General features: G+C 54.9%; 14 protein-coding genes. 13 read left to right on the forward strand and 1 reads right to left on the reverse strand.

Going from position 1 to position 16,029, the window contains the following annotated elements:
* Nucleotides 1–19 precede the first annotated feature (19 nt).
* Entirely contained in the window at nt 20–1,246 is a 1,227-nt protein-coding gene (locus KW808_RS07455; protein ID WP_003861585.1) for an ABC transporter ATP-binding protein, read from the forward strand.
* Between the two features lie 5 nt (nt 1,247–1,251).
* Here the strand turns inward: KW808_RS07455 and KW808_RS07460 are convergent, their stop codons facing one another.
* Nucleotides 1,252–1,959, reverse strand: coding sequence for a glycerophosphodiester phosphodiesterase (locus tag KW808_RS07460; protein WP_003861586.1), 708 nt, complete (start codon nt 1,957–1,959; stop codon nt 1,252–1,254).
* Between the two features lie 81 nt (nt 1,960–2,040).
* Between KW808_RS07460 and KW808_RS07465 the strand changes: the two genes are divergently transcribed.
* From KW808_RS07465 to KW808_RS07520, 12 genes are all read left to right on the forward strand, one after another.
* Entirely contained in the window at nt 2,041–2,856 is an 816-nt protein-coding gene (locus KW808_RS07465) for a TrmH family RNA methyltransferase (protein WP_003858706.1), read from the forward strand.
* Nucleotides 2,857–2,912: 56 nt separating this feature from the next.
* Nucleotides 2,913–3,974, forward strand: coding sequence for a phenylalanine--tRNA ligase subunit alpha (pheS, locus tag KW808_RS07470; protein WP_011897202.1), 1,062 nt, complete (start codon nt 2,913–2,915; stop codon nt 3,972–3,974).
* 42 nt (nt 3,975–4,016) lie between these two features.
* Complete coding sequence (gene pheT, locus KW808_RS07475) at nt 4,017–6,524, forward strand: phenylalanine--tRNA ligase subunit beta (RefSeq protein ID WP_003861589.1); 2,508 nt, start codon at nt 4,017–4,019, stop codon at nt 6,522–6,524.
* A gap of 506 nt (nt 6,525–7,030) precedes the next feature.
* On the forward strand, nt 7,031–8,005 hold the full coding sequence (locus KW808_RS07480; RefSeq protein WP_003858702.1) for an SGNH/GDSL hydrolase family protein: 975 nt from the start codon (nt 7,031–7,033) through the stop codon (nt 8,003–8,005).
* Nucleotides 8,006–8,007: 2 nt separating this feature from the next.
* Complete coding sequence (locus KW808_RS07485) at nt 8,008–9,393, forward strand: acyltransferase family protein (RefSeq protein WP_003861591.1); 1,386 nt, start codon at nt 8,008–8,010, stop codon at nt 9,391–9,393.
* 13 nt (nt 9,394–9,406) lie between these two features.
* Nucleotides 9,407–9,811 (forward strand): hypothetical protein, encoded by a 405-nt coding sequence (locus KW808_RS07490; protein WP_003861594.1) that lies wholly within the window; start codon nt 9,407–9,409, stop codon nt 9,809–9,811.
* Between the two features lie 145 nt (nt 9,812–9,956).
* Entirely contained in the window at nt 9,957–11,000 is a 1,044-nt protein-coding gene (gene argC / locus KW808_RS07495) for an N-acetyl-gamma-glutamyl-phosphate reductase (protein ID WP_003861597.1), read from the forward strand.
* Nucleotides 11,001–11,083: 83 nt separating this feature from the next.
* Nucleotides 11,084–12,250 (forward strand): bifunctional glutamate N-acetyltransferase/amino-acid acetyltransferase ArgJ, encoded by a 1,167-nt coding sequence (gene argJ / locus KW808_RS07500; protein ID WP_003861599.1) that lies wholly within the window; start codon nt 11,084–11,086, stop codon nt 12,248–12,250.
* A 45-nt stretch (nt 12,251–12,295) separates the two neighbouring features.
* On the forward strand, nt 12,296–13,249 hold the full coding sequence (gene argB / locus KW808_RS07505; protein WP_003858695.1) for an acetylglutamate kinase: 954 nt from the start codon (nt 12,296–12,298) through the stop codon (nt 13,247–13,249).
* Complete coding sequence (locus tag KW808_RS07510) at nt 13,250–14,425, forward strand: acetylornithine transaminase (RefSeq protein ID WP_003861602.1); 1,176 nt, start codon at nt 13,250–13,252, stop codon at nt 14,423–14,425.
* A 13-nt stretch (nt 14,426–14,438) separates the two neighbouring features.
* On the forward strand, nt 14,439–15,398 hold the full coding sequence (gene argF, locus KW808_RS07515; protein WP_003858685.1) for an ornithine carbamoyltransferase: 960 nt from the start codon (nt 14,439–14,441) through the stop codon (nt 15,396–15,398).
* Nucleotides 15,399–15,401: 3 nt separating this feature from the next.
* The gene (locus KW808_RS07520; protein ID WP_003858683.1) at nt 15,402–15,917 is read left to right on the forward strand and encodes an arginine repressor; all 516 of its coding nucleotides are present in this window, start codon (nt 15,402–15,404) and stop codon (nt 15,915–15,917) included.
* The last annotated feature ends 112 nt before the right edge of the window (nt 15,918–16,029 follow it).

Consider the following 16,029-nt stretch of genomic DNA (forward strand, 5'->3'; position numbering starts at 1 on the left):
TATTTAAGGAGGCTGTGACATGGCGTCAATCGTCTTTGAAAACGTCACACGCAAATACTCTCCGGGCGCACGCCCGGCCGTCGACAAGCTTAATTTGGAAATCGCCGACGGCGAGTTCCTAGTTCTTGTTGGACCCTCAGGCTGTGGAAAGTCCACTTCTTTGCGCATGCTGGCTGGTCTTGAGCCTATCGACGAGGGACGTCTACTCATTGATGGTAAAGACGCCACGGAACTGCGTCCGCAGGATCGTGACATCGCTATGGTCTTTCAGAGCTACGCGCTGTACCCAAATATGACTGTTCGGGACAACATGGGCTTTGCGCTGAAGAATCAGAAGGTGGCTAAGGCTGAGATCGAAAAGCGTGTTGCTGAAGCCTCACGCATTCTGCAGCTGGATCCGTATCTTGATCGAAAGCCTGCAGCTTTGTCTGGTGGTCAGCGCCAGCGCGTGGCCATGGGCCGTGCAATTGTGCGTGAGCCATCGGTGTTCTGCATGGATGAGCCACTGTCCAACCTAGATGCGAAGCTGCGTGTGTCTACGCGTGCGGAGATTTCCGGTTTGCAGCGTCGCATGGGCGTGACCACGGTGTATGTGACTCACGATCAGGTCGAGGCCATGACCATGGGTGATCGCGTCGCTGTGCTTTTGCTCGGTGTGCTGCAGCAAGTAGACACCCCGCAGAACCTGTACGACTACCCAGCAAATGCGTTCGTCGCCAGCTTCATTGGTTCCCCTTCCATGAACTTGATTGAGGGCACCATCCGTGGCGATAAGGTCACTTTGGGTACTGGAATTCAGATTTCAGTTCCTGATGAGGTGGCAGCAGAGGTTCGCAACAACCCGGATCACTTCGAGGGTCGTCCAGTCATTGTTGGTGCTCGCCCAGAGCACATGTATTTGACCACGGCGAATGAGAGTGGTGCTGTATTGGGCGAAGTCAGCCACATTGATGAGCTCGGCGCGGATTCAATGGTCTACGTATTGGCGTCTGGTGTGAAGAACCCGAATACTGATCTTTTGGGTGAGGGCATTCCAGAGGATATGCGCGTGACCGTTGTCGGTGCTGAAGAGACCGATAAGGCCCAGCTGGGTATTCGTGTTGAGCGCCATCACGGTCTGAAGGCCGGCGATAAGGTGCACGTTGTTGCTGCACCGAAGGATGTTCACCTCTTCGACGGTCTTGATGGTCGCCGAATCGGTGCAACGGTTCTAGTTCCAGCCCATACAGTCCAGGCTGGTCACTAGATTATTTACCAGTGCAACTCCCCAGCAGGGGAGGGCGCGAGGAAACGAGAGGGATCGCTAACAGTGGCGTAATCAACGCCAGCTTGTTGTGCGATCCCAAACGCATTTTCATCCCGAATTGTCCAGCAGCCAACCTTGATTCCCTTGGCATGTAGATCAGCAATTGACGCCACGTTTAGTGCTTTCCACGAGGGCAGGATCGCGCCCACATTTTTTAGCGGGATGTAATCAAGAATGCGCAGATCATCCATGGACGCATCGCGCAAGATTCCCACGCGAGCTTCTGGCAGTCGATCCACGATTTCCACCAGTGCTGCATCGATGAAACTGATGAACAGCAGGCGCTCCAGGTGCTCTGGGTATTTCTGCAATAATACTGCGGCTGCTGGAACTGCACCGGCAGATTTGATTTCCACTTGGATCGGCAGGCTCGTCTGGAGTAGAACTTCCTCCAGGGTTGGTACGGGGGATCCGTCGATAAGCGTTATCTCTTTGATTTGCGCGGCGCTTAAGCGCGCAACCGGGGTGTCGCGGTGCAGGGAATCTGGCGCGGCAACACGCGCTGCGGTGCGGTCGTGGATAACGATGACCTGATTGTCAGCGGTGGCGTGGATATCCAGCTCAAAAGCGTCAGCGGGCGCGGCAGCCTGGAAAGCGGCCATGGTGTTTTCGAGGTGCAGATCTTCCGCACCGCGATGGGCAACAATGTGCATATTCTTATACATCCTTTTCTGTGGGCTTTTTAAGGATAGGGAGCAAAGTTGACCGCACGGTTAACTGTTAGTGTTATGAGCATGGCATTGGACTTTAATGAGGCGTTTACCGAACGCACCCCGCGCATCGTCAACGCAGCTAAACTGCATCGCGCCGCGCAGCGCAAAAAAGATAAGCGTTTTCTAGTTGAAGGCGAAAATTCCGTTGAAGCAGCTGTCGCTACCGGCGCAGCAACTGACCTCTTTGTCACTGAATCCGCTGCGGAGCGCTTCGAGGAAATCGTCCGCACCGCCGGTTACATGAATGTCTACACCCACGCGATCACGGACAAGGCCGCGAAGCATCTTAGCGACACCGTCACCACCACGGGCATTTTTGCGCTTTGCGACGACGTCCTGTGGTCAGTCGGCAAGGCGATCACCGGCCAGCCACGTCTAGTGAGCGTGCCGGTTGAGACCCGCGAGCCCGGTAATGCCGGAACCTTGATTCGCGTATCCGACGCGGTCGGCGCCGACGCCGTCGTCTTCGCTGGTGAATCAGTAGATCCACTTGGCGCAAAAGCTGTGCGCTCCTCAGCGGGATCGCTGTTTCACATTCCAGTGGCACGCAACAACAACATCGCAGATGTCTTGGGGCAGCTTCGTTCCAAGGGTTTGCAGATCCTTGCGACCTCAGCAGATGGGGAAGTAGACCTCGATGACGCCGATGAGCTGCTAGCCAAGCCAACCGCATGGCTTTTTGGTAATGAAGCTCACGGACTTGATGAGAGCTTGCTTGCTCAGGCTGATCACCGCGTGCGTATTCCGATCCGCGGCCGCGCAGAATCACTCAATTTGGCCACAGCAGCGTCAATTTGTCTGTACGAATCCTCCAAGGCACTATTCGCCGGTGAGTAAACCCCAATTCATGCCCAGCGGGTATGATGGCGGGGTTAGTTGACTTAACAATAAACATGAGGGAAGGGCTGGACTACACGGTGTCCGAAATTCAGTTGACCGAAGCCAGTTTGAACGAGGCGGCCGACGCCGCGATCAAGGCTTTCGACGGTGCACAAAACCTAGATGAACTCGCAGCACTGCGCCGCGATCACTTGGGTGATGCCGCACCTATTCCGCAGGCACGACGCTCACTGGGAACTATTCCTAAAGATCAGCGCAAGGATGCGGGCCGCTTTGTCAACATGGCACTTGGTCGCGCAGAAAAGCACTTTGCTCAGGTCAAGGTTGTTTTGGAAGAAAAGCGCAACGCAGAAGTCCTAGAGCTTGAGCGCGTTGACGTCACCGTTCCAACCACCCGCGAGCAGGTTGGTGCGCTGCACCCCATCACGATCCTCAACGAGCAGATCGCAGACATCTTCGTGGGCATGGGCTGGGAAATCGCCGAGGGCCCAGAGGTGGAAGCAGAATACTTCAACTTCGACGCACTGAACTTCCTGCCTGATCACCCAGCTCGTACACTGCAGGACACCTTCCACATTGCGCCGGAAGGCTCCCGCCAGGTGCTGCGTACCCACACCTCACCAGTTCAGGTGCGCACCATGCTCAACCGTGAAGTTCCGATCTACATCGCATGCCCTGGCCGTGTGTTCCGTACCGACGAACTCGATGCAACACACACCCCTGTGTTCCACCAGATCGAAGGCCTTGCAGTTGATAAGGGTCTGACTATGGCTCACCTGCGCGGCACCTTGGATCACCTGGCCAAGGAACTCTTCGGCCCAGAGACCAAGACTCGTATGCGCTCCAACTACTTCCCATTCACCGAGCCTTCCGCTGAGGTTGATGTGTGGTTCCCTAACAAGAAGGGTGGTGCAGGCTGGATCGAGTGGGGTGGCTGTGGCATGGTCAACCCAAACGTGCTTCGTGCAGTGGGTGTTGACCCAGAGGAGTACACCGGATTCGCGTTCGGCATGGGCATTGAACGTACCCTGCAGTTCCGCAACGGCCTGAGCGATATGCGCGACATGGTTGAGGGCGATATTCGCTTCACCCTCCCATTCGGCATTCAGGCATAACTCATCCCGCACACGACTTATATATAGGAGCAAAATTCCACCATGTTGATTGCACAAAACTGGGTGACGGGACTGCTGGGCCACGCAAACGAAGGCTGGAAGGTGCCATCGTCTGATTTGGACTCAGGTTATGTCCGCGTCGGCTTTGAAACCGAAGGCTACTGGCCAATCCCTGAAACCACCGGACCACTCGTTTTCGGCCGCGTGGAAACCATCGAAGAGCTCACCGAGTTCAAGAAGCCCATCCGCCACTGCCACGTCAATGTTGGCGACGCCAACGGAACCGGCGAACTGCAGTCCATCGTTTGTGGCGCCCGCAACTTCAAGGAAGGCGACACCGTTGTCGTGTCCCTTCCTGGCGCTGTGCTGCCTGGCGATTTCGCGATCTCTGCTCGTGAAACTTACGGACGCATGTCTGCAGGCATGATCTGTTCTGCCTCTGAGCTGGGTCTTGCTGATAAGCAGAACTCCGGCATCATCACCCTGGATCCTTCTTACGGCGAGCCTGGCGAAGACGCACGTCAAGCACTGGGACTTGAAGATACCGTTTTCGATGTCAACGTCACCCCAGACCGCGGTTACGCACTGTCTGCTCGTGGCCTGACCCGCGAACTGGCATCGGCTTTCAGCCTGACCTTCACCGACCCTGCGATCGAGCCAGCTGTAGCAGGCATTGAGGTCAAGGTCCCAGCAGTTGAAGGTTCCTTGATTAACGTGGAGCTGCGTGAAGAGACCAAGGCAATCCGTTTCGGTCTGCGTAAAGTCTCTGGCATTGATCCAGCAGCAGAATCCCCATTCTGGATGCAGCGTGAACTCATGCTCTCTGGTCAGCGACCAGTCAACGCCGCCACCGACGTCACCAACTACGTCATGTTGCTGCTCGGCCAGCCGATGCATGCTTTCGACGCAGCCAAGGTTACTGGCGATCTTGTTGTCCGCAACGCAACTGCAGGCGAGAAGTTCGAAACCCTCGATCACGTCAAGCGTACCCTCAATGAGGAAGACGTTGTGATCACCGATGACAACGGCATTCAGTCTTTGGCTGGCGTTATGGGTGGTCTCACCTCCGAGATCTCTGACACCACCACCGATGTCTACTTCGAGGCCGCAACCTGGGACACCATCACCGTTGCGCGCACCTCACGTCGCCACAAGTTGAGCTCCGAAGCTTCTCGACGTTTCGAGCGTGGCGTTGACCCTGCGATCGTGGAAATCGCCCTCGATATCGCAGCAACCCTTCTCGTGGAGATCGCAGGCGGCACCGTCGATGCGGGTCGCACCCTCGTTGGTGATGTCCCTGCCATGCAGCCCATCACCATGAAGGTCACTCGACCTTCCGAGCTCGCAGGCGTGGATTATTCCGCAGAAACTGTGATCGCTCGTCTGGAAGAGGTCGGATGCACCGTCGCTGTTTCCGGCGACACCTTGGAAGTAACCCCTCCAACCTGGCGCGGTGACCTCACCATGTCCGCTGACCTCGTGGAAGAAGTACTCCGCCTCGAAGGTTTGGAAGCAATTCCAACCATCATCCCAACCGCACCAGCAGGCCGTGGACTAACCGATGCACAGAAGCGCCGCCGCGCCGTTGGCCACGCTTTGGCTTACGCTGGCTACGCCGAAATCATCCCAAGCCCATTCATGGACCCAGAGGTCTTCAATGTATGGGGACTCGCAGCAGACGACGAGCGCCGCAAGACCGTTTCCGTTCTCAACCCACTTGAGGCAGAACGCAACGTCCTGAGCACCTCCTTGCTGCCCTCCATGCTCGATGCTGTCAAGCGCAACGTTGCACGTGGACACAACGATTTCTCCCTGTTCGGCCTGCAGCAGGTCGCCTTCGAGCACGGATCCGGCGTTTCCCCAATGCCATCTGTTGCTTCACGCCCTGAAGAATCTGTCGTGGCAGAACTGGTGGATTCACTGCCAAACCAGCCACTGCATGTCGCAACCGTGGGCACCGGCAACATCGAGTTCGAAGGCCCATGGGGCAAGGGCCGCGCCTACACCTTCGCCGACGCGATTGAATCCGCGCGCACAGTCGCCCGCGCTGCTGGCGTCACCTTGGAGCTGGCCAACGCCGACGCACTTCCGTGGCACCCAGGTCGTTGCGCCGCATTGCTTATCGACGGTACCCCCGTCGGTTACGCTGGCGAACTTCACCCACAGGTCCTGGAAAAGGCCGGTCTACCAGCACGCACCTGTGCAATGGAACTGGATCTCAGCGCACTGCCACTGGTAGAAAACCTCCCAGCGCCAGTCCTGTCCTCCTTCCCAGCACTGCACCAAGACATCGCCCTAGTTGTGGATGAAACCATCCCGGCCGAAGATGTCCGCGCAGTTGTCGAAGCCGGCGCCGGCGAACTGATCGAAACGGTCGAGCTTTTCGACGTCTACCGCTCCGAACAGCTCGGCGAGAACAAGAAATCCCTCGCGTTCTCCCTGCGTTTCCGCGCAACCGACCGCACCCTCACCGATGAGGAAGCCAACGAAGCACGACTTCAGGCAGCAGAGCTAGCAAAGGAGAAATTCAACGCTGAAATGCGTGGCTAGTTTCACATAGGTTCTATAGGCGCCCTGGTGGTTAATCCCACCGGGGCGTCTTTTGCTGTGCTGTGAACTGCGACACCAACTTCACGTGGTCGACTTCAGTGTGATTTTCCGGCTTTTCCTCGTGAAGTCGTGGGATGTGAAGTCGCCCCTTAAGTTCGATACCTTGCGCTCAATTTCGCATACTCAATTTCTTAAGGGCAATTTCAATAGGTTTTTGATGATTTTCCTAGCAGTATTGTAGGTAAGAAATCGCTCCGAGAACCCGCCATGTGAAATTGCTGCCGTGAAATCGAAGTTTCGGGTTGTGGCGGTGGGGGAGCTGAGGAAACAGTTAGTTTTTGCTTAAACACCCAAAATACAGTGACTGGTGTTACTGTTGTGACTGAAGTTAATTGATTGGCAGGCAAATGCATTGAAATCGTGATCGCCTGTTATTGTTTTGTACGTCGAATAACAGTCCCACAACAGTTCCCCAAAAGGTGCGAGCGGGAAAAGGAGAAGCAAACATGGCTCAGCGAAAACTGGCCTCTGTGATCGGTGCAGCATTGGCAGCATCTGCTGTACTGGTTGGATTAATGACACCCGCAACAGCACAAAGTAGTGGCAGCTCATCAACAGACATCACTCGAGCACTTACCTCAAGTGGTGGTGTGGCTGATAGTCGTGCTCCAGAAGGTGGCGCAAAGGTCGTTGTTTTCGGTGACTCCCACACCTCTGGCACCAATGCTCCATTCCGTACCGATGAGCGTGGCTGCCTCAAGGGTGCAAACAACTGGGCAGACCAGCTGCAGTCTCAGCTAGGACTTGGCGCGGGGGACCTCATTGATGTCTCCTGCTCCGGTGCATCGATCAACTCTGATGGATTCCACTTCTCTGATGAAGTCCGCCATGCTGAAGCTCGTGGCGCAATTGGGCCAAACACCACCGATATTTTTGTTCAGTTGGGCAAGAATGATCAGTGGGGCCTTTCCAATGTGAACCTTCTGCAGTCTGTTCAGACCTGCTTGACTGATGTGTTCGCTGGTTGTGGCGATGCTGCGGTTGCTGCTGGCAAGATGCAGGATCCAAATGCAGTTACTGCTGAAAACTATGCAGAGCGCATGAAGCCAGTCATTGACTACTTGAAGTACTACGCACCAAACGCAGAGATCACCTTGGTTGGTTACCAGGAATACACCGCTCGCAGCGGAAGTCAGGTATGTGTTCGCCTTGGTGGAACTCCACTGGTGAAAAATGATGCACCTGCGCTGGTTTCGTTCATGAACAAGTTGGACATGGCGATTGATGGTGCTGCTGGAATCCTCGGCGTCAGCCACGTTGATCTGCGTAGCGCGACTGAAGGGCACGACAGCTGCTCCAACGATCCTTGGGTCAACGGTGTCTTTGATGCACGTGCAGAAATCGTCGGCGGTCCGTGGCACCCATCTGTTAAGGGAGACTCGGTTACTGCAGGGATCCTGCGAGATCGAGTAAACGCCTAAAGATGACGTCGAAAAGCATTAGCGGCAAGCGCCCGAATCTGCCGTCGCTCACTGGAGCGCGGTGGCTCGCGGCGCTCGCTGTTTATTTTTTGCATGCGTTGGTGTTTTTGTCGGTGTATCCGTTCCAGCAGTCGGAACTGTTTGCCACAATCCATAAATTTGTCCCCATGCAGTTGGGTTCGGCGGGTGTGACCTTCTTCTTCATCTTGTCTGGATTTTTGATCTATTGGTCAAATAGCCAGCTCAAGGGTTTTAAGAATGTGCTGTATTACTGCAAGCGTCGCATCACCAAGATTTATCCCATGCATCTGATTGCGTTGGCGATGTTTATTGTGGCGTCGGCGAAGTTCACCACCACGGGTATTACCTGGGTGCTGGATTTTGCGCGAGTAGAGCTGTGGCTGCCGAATGCGCTGCTCATCCACACGTGGAATCCTGATTGGGTGACGTTGGGTGGACTGAATGTGCCGTCCTGGTCGCTCGGCGCGGAGATGCTGTTCTATCTGACGTTCCCGCTGTTTATTCCGTTGGTGCGCAAAGTGAAGGGCGTGGGTAACTGGTGGGCATTTGGCATCACTTTTGCCGTCAGCTTGGCGCTGATTACAGTGATTCACTTTTATGCAGATGGACCAAAGGGCATTGAGAACTTCTTTGTTCCTCGCCTGTGGGATACCAATGTGTCACCGGTCGCGGAAGTGCACGCCGATCCAGTGTGGTTTATGCAGGAAGAAATTCCAGTGCTGGAATCTTACTGGCTGTCTTACTACTTCCCGCTGACCAGACTCATCGAGTTCTACCTCGGTGTGTTTGGCGCGAAGCTGGTTGCTGAAGGCATGTTCAAAAACACCAACATCACCATCCCGCTGATCGCACTGGCTGTTTCTTTTGTTGCTACTTGGTTTGTGCCACTGGCATTCAAGATGTCTGTCATCATGTCCCTGCCAATGGCTTTTGTTGTGGCAACGCTTGCGGTGAGAGACATCGAAGGCAAGAGTGGGGAGATCGCCTCGCCTCGCGCAGTTTTGTTGGGTAATATTTCCTTTGCCTTCTACATGGTGCAATTCCCCGTCATGGTGTTTGTGCAGCGCTATTTCATTGCTGGCAAAGAATACGGCTTCCTTGGCTGGGCATTCTATGCAGTGGTGTGTTTCATCGTGTCGGTCATTCTCGCGTGGGTGCTGTTTACCTTCGTTGATGATCCTTTGATGAAGGCCACGGCGCGCAAGAAGGGGAGTAGGCGCTTGAAGCAGTCCAATATTTTGGTCCGTGACCTGAAAGTTCTCTTCAGCAAAAGCCCCGAAAAGCCGTTAAAAGTTGAGACTCGCGCTGAGAATCTCACAGAAAACTCCGAAGCTCCCGCTAAGGTAGCTACCGGAATCAAATCTTAGGGAAGGAAAACATATGGCTATTTACCGTAAGCTTGCGGCTTCCGCTGCAGCACTGGCCCTGTCCGCATCACTGGTCGCTTGTGGCGACTCTGAGGACACCACCGAAGAAACCTCAACCACCTCTTCTTCGACCACTTCCAGCTCCTCCAGCAGCTCTAGCTCCAGCACCGCGGCTACTTCTGAGGAATCTTCCGCAGTTGAAGAGCCAGCAGTGGAAGCTCCTGTGGAAGAGGCTCCAGTCGAGGCACCTGTTGAGCAGGCACCTGTCGTGGAGCAAGCTCCAGTTGAGCAGGCTCCGGCACCGGTTCAGGAAGCACCTGCACCAGTTGAGCAGGCTCCAGCTCCAGTTCAGGAAGCACCTGCAGCTGACGCACCACCTGCACTTCCAGGTGGTGGCGGCGGACACGCTGGCTACTAAAAATTCATGCTTTTACCCACTTGCAGTTTTAGCTGTAGGTGGGTTTTTGCATGTCTAACCCGTCTTTTATGCACACCCTCGCAATGAATCAAAAAATTCTGCATGAATAATTTGCATGATAATGCATAACGTGTATGGTGTAACTATGACAATCAAGGTTGCAATCGCAGGAGCCAGTGGATATGCCGGCGGAGAAATCCTTCGTCTCCTTTTAGGCCATCCAGCTTATGCATCTGGTGAACTAGAAATCGGAGCACTCACCGCGGCATCAACCGCAGGCAGCACGCTCGGTGAATTGATGCCACACATTCCGCAGTTGGCGGATCGTGTTATTCAAGACACCACAGCTGAAACTCTAGCCGGTCATGATGTCGTATTTCTAGGACTTCCACACGGATTCTCTGCAGAAATTGCACTTCAGCTCGGACCAGATGTCACAGTGATTGACTGTGCAGCTGACTTTCGTCTGCAAAATGCTGCAGATTGGGAGAAGTTCTACGGCTCAGAGCACCAGGGAACATGGCCTTATGGCATTCCAGAAATACCAGGACACCGCGAGGCTCTTCGTGGTGCTAAGCGTGTAGCAGTGCCAGGATGTTTCCCAACCGGTGCAACCTTGGCTCTTCTTCCTGCGGTTCAAGCGGGACTTATCGAGCCAGATGTTTCCGTAGTGTCCATCACCGGCGTATCAGGTGCAGGTAAGAAAGCATCTGTTGCACTACTTGGCTCGGAAACCATGGGTTCACTCAAGGCGTACAACACCTCCGGAAAGCACCGCCACACCCCGGAAATTGCCCAGAACCTCGGCGAAGTCAGCGACAAGCCAGTCAAGGTGAGCTTCACCCCAGTGCTTGCACCGTTACCTCGCGGAATTCTCACCACTGCAACCGCACCTTTGAAAGAAGGCGTTACCGCAGAACAGGCTCGCGCAGTATATGAAGAGTTCTATGCACAGGAAACCTTCGTGCATGTTCTTCCAGAAGGTGCACAGCCACAAACCCAAGCAGTTCTTGGCTCCAACATGTGCCACGTGCAGGTAGAAATTGATGAGGAAGCAGGCAAAGTCCTTGTTACCTCCGCAATCGATAACCTCACCAAGGGAACTGCCGGCGCCGCTGTTCAGTGCATGAACTTAAGCGTTGGTTTTGATGAGGCAGCAGGCCTGCCACAGGTCGGCGTCGCACCTTAAAGTAGCGCCTTAAAGCGGCGCTTCAAACCAAGCGCCCTAACCAGCAAACACAACAAACACATCTAATTCAGTAGGAGTTCCACATGGCCGAAAAAGGCATTACCGCGCCGAAAGGCTTCGTTGCTTCTGCAACGACCGCGGGTATTAAAGCTTCTGGCAATCCTGACATGGCGTTGGTGGTTAACCAGGGTCCAGAGTTTTCCGCAGCGGCCGTGTTTACACGTAACCGAGTTTTCGCAGCGCCTGTGAAGGTGAGCCGGGAGAACGTTGCTGATGGCCAGATCAGGGCTGTTTTGTACAACGCTGGTAATGCTAATGCGTGTAATGGTCTGCAGGGTGAGAAGGATGCTCGTGAGTCTATTTCTCATCTAGCTCAAAATTTGGGCTTGGAGGATTCCGATATTGGTGTGTGTTCCACTGGTCTTATTGGTGAGTTGCTTCCGATGGATAAGCTCAATGCAGGTATTGATCAGCTGACCGCTGAGGGCGCTTTGGGTGACAACGGTGCAGCTGCTGCCAAGGCGATCATGACCACGGACACGGTGGATAAGGAAACCGTCGTGTTTGCTGATGGTTGGACTGTAGGCGGAATGGGTAAGGGCGTGGGCATGATGGCGCCGTCTCTTGCCACCATGCTGGTTTGCTTGACCACTGATGCATCCGTTACTCAGGAAATGGCCCAGATCGCGCTGGCTAATGCCACCGCCGTTACGTTTGACACCCTGGATATTGATGGATCAACCTCCACCAATGACACCGTGTTCCTGCTGGCATCTGGCGCTAGCGGAATCACCCCAACTCAGGACGAACTCAACGATGCGGTGTACGCAGCATGTTCTGACATCGCAGCGAAGCTTCAAGCTGATGCAGAGGGCGTGACCAAGCGCGTTGCTGTGACCGTGGTAGGAACCACCAACAATGAGCAGGCGATCAATGCGGCTCGCACGGTTGCTCGTGACAATTTGTTCAAGTGTGCAATGTTTGGATCTGATCCAAACTGGGGTCGCGTGTTGGCTGCAGTCGGCATGGCTGATGCTGATATGGAACCAGAGAAGATTTCTGTGTTCTTCAATGATCAAGCAGTATGCCTTGATTCCACTGGCGCTCCTGGTGCTCGTGAGGTGGATCTTTCCGGCGCTGACATTGATGTCCGAATTGATTTGGGCACCAGTGGGGAAGGCCAGGCAACAGTTCGAACCACTGACCTGAGCTTCTCCTACGTGGAGATCAACTCCGCGTACAGCACTTAAAAAGAAACAACACTCCAACTAACAAGCAGGGAAAAGGGCACAGGCATGAATGACTTGATCAAAGATTTAGGCTCTGAGGTGCGCGCAAATGTCCTCGCTGAGGCGTTGCCATGGTTGCAGCACTTCCGCGACAAGATTGTTGTCGTGAAATATGGCGGAAACGCCATGGTGGATGATGATCTCAAGGCTGCTTTTGCTGCCGACATGGTCTTCTTGCGCACCGTGGGCGCAAAACCAGTGGTGGTGCACGGTGGTGGACCTCAGATTTCTGAGATGCTAAACCGTGTGGGTCTCCAGGGCGAGTTCAAGGGTGGTTTCCGTGTGACCACTCCTGAGGTCATGGACATTGTGCGCATGGTGCTCTTTGGTCAGGTCGGTCGCGATTTAGTTGGTTTGATCAACTCTCATGGCCCTTACGCTGTGGGAACCTCCGGTGAGGATGCCGGCCTGTTTACCGCGCAGAAGCGCATGGTCAACATCGATGGCGTACCCACTGATATTGGTTTGGTCGGAGACATCATTAATGTCGATGCCTCTTCCTTGATGGATATCATCGAGGCCGGTCGCATTCCTGTGGTCTCTACGATTGCTCCAGGCGAAGACGGCCAGATTTACAACATCAACGCCGATACCGCAGCGGGTGCTTTGGCTGCAGCGATTGGTGCAGAACGCCTGCTGGTTCTCACCAATGTGGAAGGTCTGTACACCGATTGGCCTGATAAGAGCTCACTGGTGTCCAAGATCAAGGCCACCGAGCTGGAGGCCATTCTTCCGGGACTTGATTCCGGCATGATTCCAAAGATGGAGTCTTGCTTGAACGCGGTGCGTGGGGGAGTAAGCGCTGCTCATGTCATTGACGGCCGCATCGCGCACTCGGTGTTGCTGGAGCTTTTGACCATGGGTGGAATTGGCACGATGGTGCTGCCGGATGTTTTTGATCGGGAGAATTATCCTGAAGGCACCGTTTTTAGAAAAGACGACAAGGATGGGGAACTGTAAATGAGCACGCTGGAAACTTGGCCACAGGTCATTATTAATACGTACGGCACCCCACCAGTTGAGCTGGTGTCCGGCAAGGGCGCAACCGTCACCGATGACCAGGGCAATGTCTACATCGACTTGCTCGCGGGCATCGCAGTCAACGCGTTGGGCCACGCCCACCCGGCGATCATCGAGGCGGTCACCAACCAGATCGGCCAACTTGGTCACGTCTCAAACTTGTTCGCATCCAGGCCCGTCGTCGAGGTCGCCGAGGAGCTTATCAAGCGTTTTTCGCTTGACGACGCCACCCTCGCCGCGCAAACCCGGGTTTTCTTCTGCAACTCGGGCGCCGAAGCAAACGAGGCTGCTTTCAAGATTGCACGCTTGACTGGTCGTTCCCGGATTCTGGCTGCAGTTCATGGTTTCCACGGCCGCACCATGGGTTCCCTCGCGCTGACTGGCCAGCCAGACAAGCGTGAAGCGTTCCTGCCAATGCCAAGCGGTGTGGAGTTCTACCCTTACGGCGACACCGATTACTTGCGCAAAATGGTAGAAACCAACCCAACGGATGTGGCTGCTATCTTCCTCGAGCCAATCCAGGGTGAAACGGGCGTTGTTCCAGCACCTGAAGGATTCCTCAAGGCAGTGCGCGAGCTGTGCGATGAGTACGGCATCTTGATGATCACCGATGAAGTCCAGACTGGCGTTGGCCGTACCGGCGATTTCTTTGCACATCAGCACGATGGCGTTGTTCCCGATGTGGTGACCATGGCCAAGGGACTTGGCGGCGGTCTTCCCATCGGTGCTTGTTTGGCCACTGGCCGTGCAGCTGAATTGATGACCCCAGGCAAGCACGGCACCACTTTCGGTGGCAACCCAGTTGCTTGTGCAGCTGCCAAGGCAGTGCTGTCTGTTGTCGATGACGCTTTCTGCGCAGAAGTTACCCGCAAGGGCGAGCTGTTCAAGGTACTTCTTGCCAAGGTTGACGGCGTTGTAGACGTCCGTGGCAGGGGCTTGATGTTGGGCGTGGTGCTGGAGCGCGACGTCGCAAAGCAAGCTGTTCTTGATGGTTTTAAGCACGGCGTTATTTTGAATGCACCGGCGGACAACATTATCCGTTTGACCCCGCCGCTGGTGATCACCGACGAAGAAATCGCAGACGCAGTCAAGGCTATTGCCGAGACAATCGCATAAAGGACTTAAACTTATGACTTCACAACCACAGGTTCGCCATTTCCTGGCTGATGATGATCTCACCCCTGCAGAGCAGGCAGAGGTTTTGACCCTAGCCGCAAAGCTCAAGGCAGCGCCGTTTTCGGAGCGTCCACTCGAGGGACCAAAGTCCGTTGCAGTTCTTTTTGATAAGACTTCAACTCGTACTCGCTTCTCCTTCGACGCGGGCATCGCTCATTTGGGTGGACATGCCATCGTCGTGGATTCCGGCAGCTCACAGATGGGTAAGGGCGAGACCCTGCAGGACACCGCAGCTGTATTGTCCCGCTACGTGGAAGCAATTGTGTGGCGCACCTACGCACACAGCAATTTCCACGCCATGGCGGAGACGTCCACTGTGCCGCTGGTGAACTCCTTGTCCGATGATCTGCACCCATGCCAGATTCTGGCTGATCTGCAGACCATCGTGGAAAACCTCAGCCCTGAAGAAGGCCCAGCAGGCCTTAAGGGTAAGAAGGCTGTGTACCTGGGCGATGGCGACAACAACATGGCCAACTCCTACATGATTGGCTTTGCCACCGCGGGCATGGATATTTCCATCATCGCTCCTGAAGGGTTCCAGCCTCGTGCGGAATTCGTGGAGCGCGCGGAAAAGCGTGGCCAGGAAACCGGCGCGAAGGTTGTTGTCACCGACAGCCTCGACGAGGTTGCCGGCGCCGATGTTGTCATCACCGATACCTGGGTATCCATGGGTATGGAAAACGACGGCATCGATCGCACCACACCTTTCGTTCCTTACCAGGTCAACGATGAGGTCATGGCGAAAGCTAACGACGGCGCCATCTTCCTGCACTGCCTTCCTGCCTACCGCGGCAAAGAAGTGGCAGCCTCCGTGATTGATGGACCAGCGTCCAAAGTTTTCGATGAAGCAGAAAACCGCCTCCACGCTCAGAAAGCACTGCTGGTGTGGCTGCTGGCCAACCAGCCGAGGTAAGACATGTCTCTTGGCTCAACCCCGTCAACACCGGAAAACTTAAATCCCGTGACTCGCACTGCACGCCAAGCTCTCATTTTGCAGATTTTGGACAAACAAAAAGTCACCAGCCAGGTACAACTGTCTGAATTGCTGCTGGATGAAGGCATCGATATCACCCAGGCCACCTTGTCCCGGGATCTCGATGAACTCGGTGCACGCAAGGTTCGCCCCGATGGGGGACGCGCCTACTACGCGGTCGGCCCAGTAGATAGCATCGCCCGCGAAGATCTCCGGGGTCCGTCGGAGAAGCTGCGCCGCATGCTTGATGAACTGCTGGTTTCTACAGATCATTCCGGCAACATCGCGATGCTGCGCACCCCGCCGGGAGCTGCCCAGTACCTGGCAAGTTTCATCGATAGGGTGGGGCTGAAAGAAGTCGTTGGCACCATCGCTGGCGATGACACCGTTTTTGTTCTCGCCCGTGATCCGCTCACAGGTAAAGAACTAGGTGAATTACTCAGCGGGCGCACCACTTAAAGCGCCCCTAGTTCAAGGCTTGTTAATCGCTTGTTAATGCAGGCAGGTAAGGTATAACCCGAGTGTTTTTTCGAGGAATACCAACCCTTTCAACACAATAATTTTCTTTAAA

The sequence above is a fragment of the [Brevibacterium] flavum genome, from assembly GCF_019317305.1.
Classification (GTDB): Bacteria; Actinomycetota; Actinomycetes; order Mycobacteriales; family Mycobacteriaceae; genus Corynebacterium; species Corynebacterium glutamicum.

Bases quoted from the DNA above. Each gene is read 5' to 3' on its own strand.
- KW808_RS07455 (WP_003861585.1), top strand. From the start codon at position 20: ATGGCGTCAATCGTCTTTGAAAACGTCACACGCAAATACTCTCCGGGC.
- KW808_RS07460 (WP_003861586.1), bottom strand. From the start codon at position 1,959: ATGCACATTGTTGCCCATCGCGGTGCGGAAGATCTGCACCTCGAAAAC.
- KW808_RS07465 (WP_003858706.1), top strand. From the start codon at position 2,041: ATGGCATTGGACTTTAATGAGGCGTTTACCGAACGCACCCCGCGCATC.
- pheS (WP_011897202.1), top strand. From the start codon at position 2,913: ATGAGGGAAGGGCTGGACTACACGGTGTCCGAAATTCAGTTGACCGAA.
- pheT (WP_003861589.1), top strand. From the start codon at position 4,017: ATGTTGATTGCACAAAACTGGGTGACGGGACTGCTGGGCCACGCAAAC.
- KW808_RS07480 (WP_003858702.1), top strand. From the start codon at position 7,031: ATGGCTCAGCGAAAACTGGCCTCTGTGATCGGTGCAGCATTGGCAGCA.
- KW808_RS07485 (WP_003861591.1), top strand. From the start codon at position 8,008: ATGACGTCGAAAAGCATTAGCGGCAAGCGCCCGAATCTGCCGTCGCTC.
- KW808_RS07490 (WP_003861594.1), top strand. From the start codon at position 9,407: ATGGCTATTTACCGTAAGCTTGCGGCTTCCGCTGCAGCACTGGCCCTG.
- argC (WP_003861597.1), top strand. From the start codon at position 9,957: ATGACAATCAAGGTTGCAATCGCAGGAGCCAGTGGATATGCCGGCGGA.
- argJ (WP_003861599.1), top strand. From the start codon at position 11,084: ATGGCCGAAAAAGGCATTACCGCGCCGAAAGGCTTCGTTGCTTCTGCA.
- argB (WP_003858695.1), top strand. From the start codon at position 12,296: ATGAATGACTTGATCAAAGATTTAGGCTCTGAGGTGCGCGCAAATGTC.
- KW808_RS07510 (WP_003861602.1), top strand. From the start codon at position 13,250: ATGAGCACGCTGGAAACTTGGCCACAGGTCATTATTAATACGTACGGC.
- argF (WP_003858685.1), top strand. From the start codon at position 14,439: ATGACTTCACAACCACAGGTTCGCCATTTCCTGGCTGATGATGATCTC.
- KW808_RS07520 (WP_003858683.1), top strand. From the start codon at position 15,402: ATGTCTCTTGGCTCAACCCCGTCAACACCGGAAAACTTAAATCCCGTG.